Source organism: Oscillibacter acetigenes (assembly GCF_025567605.1).
GTDB lineage: Bacteria > Bacillota > Clostridia > Oscillospirales > Oscillospiraceae > Oscillibacter > Oscillibacter welbionis.
In genome coordinates, this window is record NZ_JAOQKG010000004.1 from 1 (window position 1) to 13,524 (window position 13,524).

Here is a 13,524-nt window from a genome sequence, read left to right on the forward strand (position 1 = left end):
GATTGCTGAATGCCTTTGGCATTCAGCAATCGCCGCCGCTTTTTCATTTTGAAAGGAAAAAGGAGGAAAACCATGCTGAACACACTGCTTTCCGTGATCCGCGCTATTCTGGTGGAGCTGGTAGACCAGCTGCTCCGCAAGGTCTGCACCCTGGGGTGAAAACTGATTCCAGGAAAAATGTCCTGGGGATCATCCTGGCTGCCGCCGCTGCTATCTTATGTACGATCATCGACCAAGTGATGAAGGAGGAATGAGTGATGAAAGAGGAAACCTATGTCTGCGCGATCTGCGGACGTGAATACCTTATCTCCCAGCGGGAAGAGTTCGACGGGCAATTCCTTTGCCCCCGCTGTTTTGCAGAGGAGACCGTGACCTGTCATGTCTGTGGAGAACGGATCTGGACCGACGATAATGCCGGGAACAGTGACACGCCGCTCTGCGAGCGTTGCTATGACCGCTATTACACCAACTGCGTCCGCTGCGGGGAGCTGCTTCACAACGACGAAGCCTACTATGACCGGGATGACCCGGACGAGGAAGAACCGCTCTGCCATGCCTGCTATACCCGGACCGCCGGCGACCGGGCCATTCAGGACTACTGCTACAAACCGGAGCCGATTTTCTATGGAGACGGCCCCAGGTTCTTTGGCGTGGAGCTAGAAATCGATGGAGCCGGGGAGTACGGCTCCAACGCCAAAAAACTCCTGCGGATCGCCAACGAAGAAGAGGAACGGATCTACTGCAAGCATGATGGCTCCCTGGAAGAGGGATTTGAGATCGTCACGCACCCCATGTCCCTGAGCTACCAGCTCCAGCAGATACCCTGGGAGCAAATCTGCAAAGGAGCTGTGGATCTGGGCTACACCAGCCATCAGGCCGGGACCTGTGGCCTCCATGTCCATGTGAGTCGTCTGGCTTTTGGAGAGACTGAGGAACAACAGGACACCGCCATTGCCCGTGTCCTCTACTTTTTCGAGAAGCACTGGGAAGAGCTGCTGAAATTCAGCCGCCGCACCCAGCACCAGCTGGATCAGTGGGCATCCCGTTACGGCTATAAGGAGCAGCCCATGGAGATCCTGGATCACGCCAAGAAGGGGTATCACGGCGGGCGCTATACCTGCGTAAACCTCACCAACCGGGACACCATCGAATTCCGGATGTTCCGGGGAACACTCAAATACAATACCCTGATCGCCACGTTGCAGCTCGTTGACCGGATCTGTGACGTGGCGATCTATCTGTCTGACGACGAGCTGAAAGCCCTGTCCTGGACTTCCTTTGTCTCCGGCTGTCAGGCTCCGGAGCTGGTGCGGTATCTGAAAGAGCGGCGTCTGTATGTCAACGAGCCGGTCATGGCGGAAGTGGAGGTGTGACAATGTGCTGTCTGTTTGGATTGATCGACACGGAGCTGCGCTTTACCGGGAAGGAAAAATCCAAGATGCTCCATGCGCTGGCATCTGCCAGTGAGGCCAGGGGAACGGACGCCACCGGTGTGGCCTATGACTCCGGCAGGAATCTCCATATCTATAAGAAGCCCATTCCCGGCCACAAGCTGAACTTCTACGTCCGCGACAACTCCCGCTTCGCCATGGGCCACACCCGCATGACGACCCAGGGCAGTGCCAGAAAGAACTATAACAACCACCCGTTCCGGGGGATCATGCAGACTGGGACCTTTGCCCTGGCCCACAATGGCGTTTTAGACAATGACATCAGCCTGCGGAAGAGCCTGCATCTTTCCAGAACCAGGATTGAGACGGACAGCTACATCGCCGTCCAGCTGATTGTGCAGAAGGGCATTCTGAACTTTGACAGCCTCCGGTATATGGCGGAGCTGCTGGAAGGCTCCTTCACGATCACGGTGCTGGGAGATGACGGAAGTTTCTACATCGTCAAGGGAGACAACCCCTTCTGCCTGTATTTCTTCCCGGACTGCGGTCTCTATCTCTATGCCTCAACGGAAGAAATCCTTCGTCAGGCGCTCCGGAAGCTTCAAGTACCGCTTGGAAAGAGCCGGAAGGTTCCTGTCCAGTGCGGAGAGATTCTGCGGATTAACCAGACTGGGCGGCTCGACCGGGAGACCTTTGATGACAGCAAGCTGTTCCGGTTCAGATACCCCCGGTTCCTGATGAACGATCCATACTGCCGCAGTTTCCCCCATGCGGAAAAAGACACGACCCATTTGGATGAACTGAAAACCGTGGCGCTGGCCTTTGGGTATTCTCCGGAGGATATTGACCTGCTGGCCGCCCAAGGCTTCACCGCTGAAGAGCTGGAAGACCTGTTTTACAGCGGTGAGATCTAATCCATTCCCCATCGGGAGTGGACGCAAAAAAAGAATCGCTTGTCAAAGCGATTCTTTTTTTGCATTCATTGCCATGATAAAGGTTTTCAGAAGCTGTTCCGCATAGGCCTGCTCAGAGGAGGAACAGCTACGGAGCAGCTGCGTGATGGGGCTGGAACTCTCGGTGTTCTCCCTGCCAAAAAGGATGAAATCCGTGGACAGGCGCAGGACCTCAGAGATCCGGCACAGGGTCTGGACGGACATCCCCTTGACACCCAGCTCAATATCCGAGCAGAATTTCGGCGTCACGTCCAGCAGCTCCGCGAACTGCTCCCGTGTGTAGCCCAGAAATTCCCGCTGCCTGCGAATTCTCCCGCCGATTGATACCCAGTCCATAGCGCCCCTCCGTTTTTCATCAGTTTAACCCGGAGAGTTTTATCTATAAATGAACTTGTGGGGTTGAATGGATATAACTTTTAGGGTATAATGACGTTGAACTTTCAGCGCAATTTTTTACATGGACAAAAAGTGTCTATGTCCGCTGCTATGATAGAGACAGGAGGTGGTGGCGTGGAGACAGACAAGAACAGCCGCCTGCTGTATCTCTATGAAATGCTGGTCCACGGAGAGGGATTGCAGAAAAAAGAAGCCGCTGCTCGCTTTGGTGTCAACGAGCGCAGCATCCAGAGGGACATCGACTGCCTGCGTAATTTTTTTGCCAGTCAGGAGCCGCCGCAGGAGATCCTATACAAGGCGAAGGAGCAGCGGTATGAGCTGACCTCCGCCGCCGGGAGCTTTCTCTCCTGCGGGGAGCTGCTGGCGGTGTGCAAAATCCTGCTGGACAGCCGCTCCATGCCGAAGGATGAGATGGAGCCGATTCTGGATAAGCTCCTGAGCCGGTGTGCCTCCCCGCAGAGCCGGAAGCTCCTGGGCCAGATCCTGGCGAACGAGCGGTTCTACTATGTGGAGCCATATCATGGGAAACGGCTCTCGAACCAGCTTTGGACACTGGGACAGGCGATTTGGAGCCATTCCGTGGTCGAGGCAGTCTATCGCACCCAGCAGGGAGAGCGGAAGAGCCGACGGCTCCAGCCTGTGGGCCTGCTGTTTTCGGAGTTCTATTTCTATCTGACCGCTTTTATTGAGGGCATCGACCGGGCAGAGCACTTTGAGAATGCCGATGATCCCTTCCCCACGATCTACCGGGTGGACAGGATCGAGAAGCTCCAGGTGCTGGACGAGCACTTCCAGGTGCCATACAGCCGCCGTTTCTCTGAGGGGGAGTTCCGGAAGCGGGTCCAGTTCATGTACGGCGGGAAACTGGAAACGGTGCGTTTTATCTATAAAGGGCCATCCGTGGAGGCGGTACTGGACCGGCTCTCCACGGCGGAGATACTCAGTGAGCACGACGGATGTTATGAGATCCGCGCGGAGGTCTTTGGCAAGGGCATTGAAATGTGGCTAAGAAGCCAGGGGGACCGTGTAATTTGGAAAGACTGCCCACAAAAAACGAATGAGCAAGGAAAGGGGATGCAATAATGGAGGATTTAATTGAAAAAAAGATGGTGAACTGCTACAGAAACACGCCTGCGATTCATCCGACTATTTAATTGCAGTGGCCTGTGGGGCAGTCTCTGGTTTAGTTGATATTTTTCTAGTAGGTGCACCGAGCCAAAGCGTCATTGGAAAATGGACGGATGCGCAAGTAGATGAAGCTGTAAAAAAATTTGCAGAAAAAAGTGGATGGTCTCCACGACCTGGAAAAGAAGGCAACGTTGCTAGTGCAATTGGTTATCTGGAAAGACAATATAAAGTCAACTACGACCAGAGATATTCAGCGGATGTGGGCGGTGCATTCAATATGAGTACCAAAAACCACCACATCAAATCTCTGTCACATTCGCCCGATATCATCGGATTGTTTTTCTCAGTCTTAAATCAATTTACATCTACATCTTCGTTTGTGAGCGGGGGAAAACTGGTTACTATCAAAACAGAATCCTTTGAATTGCAAGGCAATAACCTTGTCTCTAAAGTTTTCTGCGGCATTGTAAATTGGTTTGGACACATCATGTCCGATGTTGCGGGAAGTTCTGGTAGTCGCGGTAACATTGGAAGAGGATCAGGTGTGGCGATTCCATTTTTTGAACTCTTCCAATTTTGCAACTTCGGAAAGTTCAACATTGGACAGGATAAACAAGATTTGGCCACATTGGCTGTTCGAGCCTTTCAAGAGGGGTACGACGCCCGGTTTGGCATAGCCATGTCGCTTCCTGTACTACTTTGTGAGCTATTGGTCCGTTTTATCTGGATGATAAAGCAGCGATTCTATTTCAAGAAGCCATTAAAGGAGTGCATCCCCACCCAGTCACATACCGACTTGCGCATAATGCTCCTTTTCGGACATGGTACATTATGTTTGATGGATGGGGCAGACGCATTGGTCCGTTCTGGTGGAAATTGGCTAATGTTTTTTACTCGTATGAACATCATCGCATGGGGACGTTTCACGGTGCTGGTGCTAAAGGAAATTTGCCTCAGGGCTGGTATTCAAGCACCTCTGCAAAAGCAGTTGGATGCCTATAAGAAAATTACCGCATCACTGCAAACATATATGGAGCAACTCAAAAGAATTGATTTGGCTGCATTCCAAAAAGAAACCGCCCAATACCAACCGCTTGAAAGTTATATTGACTGCATCGAAGATGAAAAGAGCCTCAATTTCTTTTTGAAAAAGAACATGGTGGAGCTTGGCATTTCGATTCCCTGGGAAGGTGATTTTGACACTTTTATGAGGGATAAGAGCCGGCATCTGATTTACGAATGAGCAATCGCTATGTTTGAGTGTGATCGTTGTGGAGCCTGCTGTCGGCACCTGGATATATCTAAGCTGTATGCAGAGCTGGATCGGGGCGATGGCACCTGCAAATATCTGTCTGGAAATCTGTGCAGCATTTATGAGAAACGTCCATTGCTGTGCAGAGTAGACGAGAGCTACCAGAAATTCTTCAAGGAAGTGATGCCTATCGATACATATTATCGCCTGAACCGCGAGGCCTGCCAAAGACTAAAGAATTTAGAAAAATAGGAGGAATTTACGATGCCATTACCTTTAATTTTAGGAGCTGCAGCAGCAGTTGCCGGAGCAGCTGGTGTTGGGAGTGCAATTCATGGTGGAGTTAAAATGAAAAAAGCCAATGACACCATGAAGCAAACTCAAGAGGCACATACAGCCAATGTCAGGCGGTTTGAGATAAGGAATGAACGTTGCACTGCTGCCATGGATCGTCTGGGAAAGCTGGAGCTGGAGATTCTGCAGAGTTTTCAGAAGTTCTCAGACATTTTTGAGCGCATCCAGAATAAGCCGGAGTTCCGCGCTTTCAAGCACGGTGACGTCACGATTCCAACATACAGTCCAGAGGATCTGAAAAAGGTGTCGGTCGGTGCTGGTGTTCTACTGGGAGGGCTGAGTGGAGCAGCTTTGGGAACTGCCGGTGGGTTTGCTGCTGCTGGTGCTACTACTGCTGCCGTTATGGCTTTGGGTACTGCCTCCACAGGCACTGCCATCGCCTCGCTTAGTGGTGCAGCTGCCACTAACGCCACGCTGGCTGCCCTGGGTGGTGGTGCACTGGCTGCCGGTGGCGGCGGTATAGCTCTTGGAACCACCATTCTTGGTGCCACCACTCTGGGCATGGGTCTCCTGGTAGGCGGCATTATCTTCAACTTTACCGGAAACAAGCTCTCAGCCAAAGCGGACGAGGCTATGGAACAGATGAAAAAAGCCAAGACAGAAATTGACCGAATCTGTGCCTATCTTGAATCTTTGCACATGACAGAAGAACGGTTCGAAAAAGCTCTGTCTGCTACTAACAATGTGTATATGCGACATCTCGCCCAACTGGGCAACTTGGTGATTCTTACCGGAAAAACTGACTGGAACGAATTTACCGATTCGGAGAAGCTTATGACAGAGAACACTGTCCAACTGGTAGCTCTCCTCTTCCAGATGTGCAAAGTCCAGCTCGTTCTCTCCAGTGGCTCCACTACCGAGGTCAATCGAATTAACCAGGTCGACATTGATTTGGCTATCAATAGTTCCGATGCGTTCCTGAAAGAAAAGGGACTTACAGCTCTGACTTGATAGAAAGTATAGAGGTTTAAGACAAGTCTACGACCTCCGCTCCCACATCGTCAAAATTTTGGCCTTCGGCGCCCTGTCGGGAAGGCGTCAAATGAAGGCCTACAACCCCCGTCCGGCCAGGGGGTTGCACGGCCTTCATTTGACGCGGCTTAAGCCGCGATGTCTCTGACGTTACCCCAGGGAGGATGATTGCTTAGCGTGGTGCCGAAATGGTGCTTTTGCCGATCTGTGATGATATGAAGTCAGAAATTCACCAGTGTGAAGAAAAATGGAATTTTTCTTTTATATAGCTACTTTCCATGGCAAAATAAAACGTTATGCACAAATATGAGCAAATATTTTATGCATTATTCCCCTCGAAATCGTTTGACGGTTAATCCCGTCCGTGGGTTCGAATCCCACCGCCTCCGCCAAAAACCCTTGGAAATGCTGAGTTTCCAAGGGTTTTCTCTTTGCTTGATATTAAGTTTCGATTGCGGCAAAAACCAAAATGGTGCCCATGGTGCCCTGTTTGTGGTGCCCAAGCACTGAATACCATTCGGCGAAAATGAATGCTGTGGAGCCCAAATGGTGCCCAGAGGGGCGGTAGAAACGTATAAAACTTCAGAATATCATATGCAGAACTCATATAGCTTTTGAGGGTTACCACGCATCATACGGAAACGTATAAGACGATATGATAACAGGGATTTTCGGTTGTGTTTGTATGATTTTATTTGTATAATCAATGTAGCCTGATTAAATGCAAAGGTGATGGAAATGGTTACAACAGTTAGTTTTGAAATTACGACATATGACTATGCCTCCCCTGACTACGGCAAATGGACATTCCCTCATGATTTTCACTATGTGTATATCTTAGAGAATGGCAGAGATGCGTATGTCGGTGAGACAAATGATATTATTGAACGAAGCAAGGAGCATCATCGTAAGGATGATTGGTGTTACCGTTTTCATTTTAAGAGAATCCACGTAATAACAGGCGAGGACATTGAAGAAACTCCGGCAAAGCATTTTGAAAAACTTTTGATTAAATTAATGCGTATTGATCGCAGATTTCATGTCATCAATCGCAGTGAGGGTGAACGCACATTTTATCGGCGAAAAAACGAGTTTGAACTGGGCTTTGACAGGCTATGGCCACAGCTGGTAGAGCGTGGATTGGTAAAGCACAAAGAGTTTCAAGCCATCCTGAATAAAACGGAGTTTAAGTATTCTCCTCAAACGAGCCTTACAGATAAACAGATTGCCACCTTGACAAATATTGTAAATGCCATACATACCAGCGCATCACAAAACAACGAAAGGCAAAAAAGGCTAGGCCCATACTTCTGGAAGGTGATGCAGGAACCGGAAAGACGGTCATTGCATCCTCTTTGTTCTATCACCTTAAGACGAACCCTGATTTCAACGGAAAGCAAGTCGGTTTGGTATTTTCCAATTCTGCCACACGAAGTGAACTAAGATCTGCATTTAAGCGTCTGCCTGGGGGCTATGATAAAGAGATTATTAGCCCAATTGATGTTACAAAAAAGCATTATGACATTATCATTTGTGACGAGGCGCACAGATTACGAAGAAACAAAAATCTGGGTATGTATATTACTAATTTCCGAAGCGGCAACACTAGGCTGGGGTTGGATGATACGCATGACGAATTAGACTGGCTTGTGAAAAACTCCGATTGTCTTGTGTTGCTCTACGATAGAAAGCAAATTGCGTGTCCTTCTGATATTCCTTACGATGTTTTTCATCAACGCCTTGATATTTCACATTGTGGTATCCGTCCGGTAGAACTACAGGATCAGATGCGTATTCGCGCCGGAAACGACTACGTTCCCTATATTCATGCCGTATTGAATCAAAAACAGCTCTCCGCTTTAAATTTCAAAAACTATGAATTCAAGATTTTTTGCTCCTTTAGCGATATGATTGAGACTCTTGATATGAAAGAAAAGTCTGTTGGCTTGTGTAGATTGTGTGGAGGGTATGCTTGGAAGTGGATTGCGAAAGACTCTCCTGATAGACCGGACATATCTATCGATGGAGTTGATGTATGGTGGAATCGCCAGACTGGCGGATGGCTTAGAAACCCGAACGCAAAGCAGGAGATGGGCAGCATATATTCATTGCCTGGGCTTGATCTGAACTATGCTGCGGTAGTTATTGGCCCGGATTTGTATTATGATACTGAAAGCAGAGAAGTTAGAGTTAATCGAAAACACTTTTTTGACAATAAAGTGAAACGGTCTGTAGCAGATGATGAATTAAAAAACTATATTCTCAACACTTACGCAGTTCTGCTGACTCGCGGAATATTAGGAACCTATGTATATGTTTGCGATGATGCTTTGCGCGAATATCTAGGGAAGTTTATTCCGATAGTTAGATAAGAGTGTTACTAAAAGATATACGTTGAGAATAAGGCCAGCGCTGAAATTCAACGCTGGCCTTATTATTTAAACATTGGTGCCACTCAACACAGCTCTATGGTATGTATCAAGCACCACCTGTTTCCGATCCAGACGCACATCTACATACTGAGCGGTGACAGACTCAAGGTTATTGGAGATTCCGAGCTGGATACCGATGCCCTTCAAGCTGTGCCCCAGGATCATACCTACGGTATAAAAATCGCCTGTAAGCTGATGCATGTTGGTTGCTGCCGAATGTCTCAAGTCATGAAAACGCATATGAGGCATCCCAGTGTGCCTCAGAAGCTGACCAAAATTCGAGGATACCCGCTCCCGGCGCTCCGGTGCCCCGTTGGGCTTGGCGATAACCAAATCATTGTCATAGCAGGCTTGTCCCGCTCCGGTCAGCAAAGTTCTCTGTTCGGCCTGTAATGCCAGCTGGCGCTGAAAGTATGGCAGAGTAAGGTCTGTGATCGGCAGGACACGATCACTGGATTTTACAGGAGCCATTTCATCAATGGTCACTGTTCCCGCCGGTATTCCGAACGGCAGCTGCTCAACCACAGCAAACGTCTTGGATTCAAGATCAATATTTCTCCATCGAAGACCAAGAATTTCAGACAACCGAAGCCCATAAAGGCCTCCGAGAACCACGATCAGTTCCCACTTGGAACCAGCCACATTGGCAAATAGTGTGCTCATTTGCTCGGTCGTATAAGGGTCAGGAGTCTTGCCCTGCTTGCCGAACTTAGTGATAACGTCCCTTGCAGGGTTGTTTTCGATGTAATGGTACTTCCGTGCGTGTTCGAAAGCAACCCCTACAACGCGATGGGCATATTTCACTGAGCTATGGGAGAGACCTTTCTCGTACAACTGCCGGAACATATCATCCAGCATGGCAGGAGTTACCTGCCCAAGCGGAACGCTTCCGATATACGGAATCACGTGATTACGGATATGAGACCTGTAGCTGGCCTTTGTACTGGGACGGAGATTAGCATTTCCGTGCCGCTCGACCCATTCCTCCAAATATTCCTCCACAGTCATTTTCCGTTGGGCAGCTGTAGGTGCAACATAGGACGGATTTGAAAGCTTGTTTTTCATGGCTGCTTCGTACTGCAAGGCCTCTTTTTTTGTGGCAAAACCTTTCTTGGAATGTGTTTTCTGCTGTCCGTTGACTTTGTGCTTGATGTTCACGTCGTAAACTATACCGGGTTTCCCGGTTAATTCCCCGACACTGTTACGCTTATTTTGAACGGTTCTTTCTGTAATAGCCATTTTTGCCTCCTTATAGTTGGATCAGAGTCCCGGAAGGCGTGTGCCTTCCGGGACAGATTTGATTATGCGCTCTCCGCATTCATTTTCTGGATAGCGTCAAACCTCGCCTTAATAGCAGGCTTAGAAGGTGTCTTATGGGTTTCGTAATAGGCCCAGATGGCATTGACGCTGAGTAAGCGGTGGTTGCCGATCTGCAGGTATTCGATTTCCCCCTGTGCCATCAAGGTTCGCAGAGTTGCCTCGCCGATCCCGGAAACCTTTGCCATCATACTGGCCGGCATCAGCATCGGGAGCAGTTCAGGCGGGTCAGATTTCATTTTCTTGGCCATGGCTATTCTCCTTGGGTATTCAGGGGAAGCTTATTGGCAAAGTAAATCTTCCCGGGTTTGAGGAACTCCGGTATAGCCCGGTTCAGCGGGGCAATTTCCCACAGATGGTCGGTTGCTTCGGCTGTTGCCTCGGCAATGCTGCCGAATGCTTTGGTGTAATGTGCACCACGGAAGTACTTGTGCAGGCAATACCTTGCGTGCTCATAGGAATACTCAATCATAACAGCATTATCTCCGAAAACCGCATAAATTCTCATTTCACTTGCCCTCCATCCTTAAGTCGTATTCCTTTTATGTAATTTTTGGGATTTCCACCACCGGGCAATCTCACCCGACCATGTTCAATAGGATGTTTTTGAGAAACAAACCGAGTAAATAACCGGGAAAAAGCGTTATCGTTTATACTAAGATTATAAATGCTGCAAAAAAGTTCGCAGGCTTCGCAATTATGGACACCTCCATTGGGATCGGGAATAATCCAGTCTTGTACAAATGCTGCCATACATGATTCGAGGTCGCTACTGATTGATGTTGCCTCAGTAACCGCATTGATCTCGTAGTTGCCAGAAAAGATGTAATGCTTACTGCGGAGACAAAAATATGCCTGTAGTGCCCGATTAGCTATACGATCCGTTTCCTCCTTTAGGTTATCGATTAACGACGGCATGCGGGCCTCCTTTGCCACGGGGAAGGCAAAGGGAATTACAACGATACGGTCAATCAATGCCTCATCTCTCCTTTTGGTGCATAACATGTGATTTGTTGCTAAAACAAATGTTGCCTCGCACTCAAATTCCACCCGAGATTGGAATTTTACATCGGAGGATACTTTGTCGTGGCCACTGAGTTTTTTCAGAGCACTGACTGACTTATCATCGAGCACTCCGGCGGGAAGGTCAGGCGACAAACATATGACCTTGCGACTCAACTCGGACACAGCGAACTTGTCACCAAGTTCATGGACATTCAACGATGAAACGACTTCGTCGGGATAAAGACTGCGGAGAAAATTCGAAATTAAAGATTTGCCTGCGCCAGAGTAACCTTGAAGCAAGAAAATTACTCGCCCATCAAGATCCGGAACAAGACAGTAGCCAATGAATTCCAACACCCTGGCCTCTAACAACCTATCACCACCACTCATCTGATGGAGGAAGGTATCAAAATAGGGCGTAGACAGATTAGCGAAGCTCGGGTTATACTGACATTTAAGGCAGTATGTTGTAAAATATTGGGGTGAATGGGGATGTAGCTGGCCTGTTTTAAGGTCGAGGGTTCCATTCTCAAAAGTTACAAAGCGATAGCGTTCAGTACTGTTTTCTCCCACTTTGCATTCAATGCGAGGTTCGTTGCGAAGACAATCATATACCGATTTAGGAAAACTGGGGGTACCGGCGGCCTTGGCTTGTGAGCGACACTTATCAACAATAAAGCGTAACGCTGTATCTGTTGGATATGGCCGGTAACACTGACCATCAAATATGTGCAGTACATTACTTATTGACTTCATGTGGAAGCGTGTAAGTAAATACTGCGCAGTATCATACGGTGACATTTTGTCTTCTGAGGTAGAGGGAGCGCTCTCAGCGTCGGTAGCTTTTGATACTTTGACTTTCGGAAGCAATTCCTGCACTGTGGGCTGCTCATCCTTTGAAGGAACTTGTATCTGACGGTACACAGGTGTTGACGTGGGTATGGAAGTATTTCTGTACATCGCCGGTTCCGAAACAAGGCCCTTCATCTTGAGGATCTCTTTGTTGCTCATATCGATTGCATCCGGTTCATGAAAGTCCATAGGGATTAACAGATTTCTCGGATTCGGCGGATCGGGGATGCGTTCTCTGGTTTCGTCTATGTAAATAACTTTTGAGTGGTTATTTACGTCCCTAATTGGTCGTGTAGGTATCATGGGTTCGAATAGTTTTTGCTGTGAACCAATGTGCTCAAGGTACGGGTTGGAATGTTTCTTTTCCATGGCAAACTCTCCTTTGCTGATTTTGGTGTCATTTGACTATTTCATCCTGCCACGAAAACTGAAAGTCGAGAATTCGCAACATAAACAACCTTTTTTCAACAAGAGAAAGTTACAAAGGAGAGAAACCATGCCTCGCAAGAAAAAAGAAGTACTCAAGACCTGTGGAAAAATTGAGACCCAATTTCCTGCTCATGTAACGCAAACCGAGATAGCTATCAGCAAACTCAAGGACGCGGAGCTGATTGACCCCAAAACAGTCTCGTATTATGCAACAAAATTGCGTGAATGTCGGGAAAGAATTGGATTGACTGAAACATCTGTAGGAAATCTACTTAACTTGTCCCATGTTTCAATTGTTGGTTATGAGAATGCCCTCAGGCCAAGGGCATCTATTGACAGAACATATCTTAAGCTGTTTGCTTTAATCTATGATGTATCTCCGCTGTACCTTGTTGGGAAAACAGATAACCCATTGGACTATACGGGGGAGTTTCCAGTAGAAAAGTTTTTGCCGACAATTACAGAGCCTATAATGTTTGCACTCAGTTGCGCTAATAGCACACCAAGACCGCCAGCGCTGATTTATGCGGATGAAGCGGTAATGGCCCTTTATAAAGATGGTGTATTGGCTTCCAAAGAGGATCGTGAGTTGATGCAGGTTTTCTTACGAATCTGTGATGCCAAAGACAAGCGGCATGAAGTGATTAAAAATGCATTATTTGGCATTCCTTTGATACAAAGACTTTTTCAAAAGATTGGGGATGAAGCCTTCGCAAAGGAGCGCCGTACCGATATCAAGAGCAACAGATGCGAAAGAATAACAGAAAAGGATCCATATCATATACTTGAAACAATCTTTACGCTCGAGAAACTTGGGTACAAAGACCTTGATTTGTTGAAATGTTTCCTTGCGATTACAAGAGGTACACCAGAGGAAAAGCTTTTTGTGTTGCGATTTTTAAGAGATGGTGGGTTTATTGACGAAAGCAGTTCGTTTGTACAAAATAACAGGGCTACAAAGTTACAATCGTTGTCAGACCTTGCTTTCACGCATACGGAACAGGATTGATAAATTATTGTGCCGATGTGTCAGTGTCAAAAGC

General features: G+C 48.0%; 15 protein-coding genes. 10 read left to right on the top strand and 5 right to left on the bottom strand.

Annotation, left to right across the window (positions count from 1 at the left end; all coding sequences use genetic code 11):
- The 3 genes from OCV80_RS08795 to OCV80_RS08805 form a co-directional block, all read left to right on the top strand.
- On the top strand, positions 1-254 hold a 254-nt coding region (locus OCV80_RS08795; RefSeq protein WP_267288363.1), incomplete at its 5' end, for a hypothetical protein.
- A 3-nt stretch (positions 255-257) separates the two neighbouring features.
- Positions 258-1,373 (top strand): amidoligase family protein, encoded by a 1,116-nt coding sequence (locus tag OCV80_RS08800; RefSeq protein ID WP_119311375.1) that lies wholly within the window; start codon positions 258-260, stop codon positions 1,371-1,373.
- 2 nt (positions 1,374-1,375) lie between these two features.
- Positions 1,376-2,305 carry a class II glutamine amidotransferase gene (locus OCV80_RS08805; protein WP_119311374.1) on the top strand — a complete coding sequence of 310 codons (930 nt, stop codon included), beginning with the start codon at positions 1,376-1,378 and terminating at the stop codon, positions 2,303-2,305.
- 42 nt (positions 2,306-2,347) lie between these two features.
- On the opposite strand, the gene OCV80_RS08810 is transcribed toward OCV80_RS08805, so the two are convergent.
- Positions 2,348-2,680 carry a helix-turn-helix domain-containing protein gene (locus OCV80_RS08810; protein ID WP_119311373.1) on the bottom strand — a complete coding sequence of 111 codons (333 nt, stop codon included), beginning with the start codon at positions 2,678-2,680 and terminating at the stop codon, positions 2,348-2,350.
- 174 nt (positions 2,681-2,854) lie between these two features.
- Here OCV80_RS08810 and OCV80_RS08815 point away from each other — a divergent pair, with 174 nt between their 5' ends.
- From OCV80_RS08815 to OCV80_RS08840, 6 genes are all read left to right on the top strand, one after another.
- Positions 2,855-3,823 (top strand): helix-turn-helix transcriptional regulator, encoded by a 969-nt coding sequence (locus OCV80_RS08815; RefSeq protein WP_249390788.1) that lies wholly within the window; start codon positions 2,855-2,857, stop codon positions 3,821-3,823.
- 76 nt (positions 3,824-3,899) lie between these two features.
- Entirely contained in the window at positions 3,900-5,111 is a 1,212-nt protein-coding gene (locus OCV80_RS08820) for a hypothetical protein (protein ID WP_267288364.1), read from the top strand.
- 9 nt (positions 5,112-5,120) lie between these two features.
- Entirely contained in the window at positions 5,121-5,372 is a 252-nt protein-coding gene (locus OCV80_RS08825; RefSeq protein ID WP_119311371.1) for a YkgJ family cysteine cluster protein, read from the top strand.
- A gap of 12 nt (positions 5,373-5,384) precedes the next feature.
- Positions 5,385-6,425 carry a hypothetical protein gene (locus OCV80_RS08830; protein WP_119311370.1) on the top strand — a complete coding sequence of 347 codons (1,041 nt, stop codon included), beginning with the start codon at positions 5,385-5,387 and terminating at the stop codon, positions 6,423-6,425.
- Positions 6,426-7,184: 759 nt separating this feature from the next.
- Positions 7,185-7,889, top strand: a complete 705-nt coding sequence (locus OCV80_RS08835; RefSeq protein WP_197714229.1) for a GIY-YIG nuclease family protein — start codon at positions 7,185-7,187, stop codon at positions 7,887-7,889.
- Complete coding sequence (locus OCV80_RS08840; protein WP_203005779.1) at positions 7,802-8,818, top strand: DNA/RNA helicase domain-containing protein; 1,017 nt, start codon at positions 7,802-7,804, stop codon at positions 8,816-8,818. Before OCV80_RS08835 ends, OCV80_RS08840 begins: the two co-directional genes overlap by 88 nt.
- A 66-nt stretch (positions 8,819-8,884) precedes the next feature.
- On the opposite strand, the gene OCV80_RS08845 is transcribed toward OCV80_RS08840, so the two are convergent.
- The 4 genes from OCV80_RS08845 to OCV80_RS08860 form a co-directional block, all read right to left on the bottom strand.
- Entirely contained in the window at positions 8,885-10,117 is a 1,233-nt protein-coding gene (locus OCV80_RS08845) for a site-specific integrase (protein WP_119311369.1), read from the bottom strand.
- A gap of 62 nt (positions 10,118-10,179) precedes the next feature.
- Positions 10,180-10,446, bottom strand: a complete 267-nt coding sequence (locus OCV80_RS08850) for a DNA-binding protein (RefSeq protein WP_181446420.1) — start codon at positions 10,444-10,446, stop codon at positions 10,180-10,182.
- A gap of 2 nt (positions 10,447-10,448) precedes the next feature.
- A complete protein-coding gene (locus OCV80_RS08855) occupies positions 10,449-10,703 on the bottom strand; it encodes a hypothetical protein (RefSeq protein WP_119311368.1) in 255 nt (84 codons plus the stop codon).
- Entirely contained in the window at positions 10,700-12,421 is a 1,722-nt protein-coding gene (locus OCV80_RS08860) for a DNA primase family protein (RefSeq protein WP_119311367.1), read from the bottom strand. The genes OCV80_RS08855 and OCV80_RS08860 overlap by 4 nt, the downstream gene beginning before the upstream one ends.
- Before the next feature lie 127 nt (positions 12,422-12,548).
- Here OCV80_RS08860 and OCV80_RS08865 point away from each other — a divergent pair, with 127 nt between their 5' ends.
- Entirely contained in the window at positions 12,549-13,490 is a 942-nt protein-coding gene (locus OCV80_RS08865) for a helix-turn-helix domain-containing protein (protein WP_119311366.1), read from the top strand.
- Positions 13,491-13,524 lie beyond the last annotated feature (34 nt).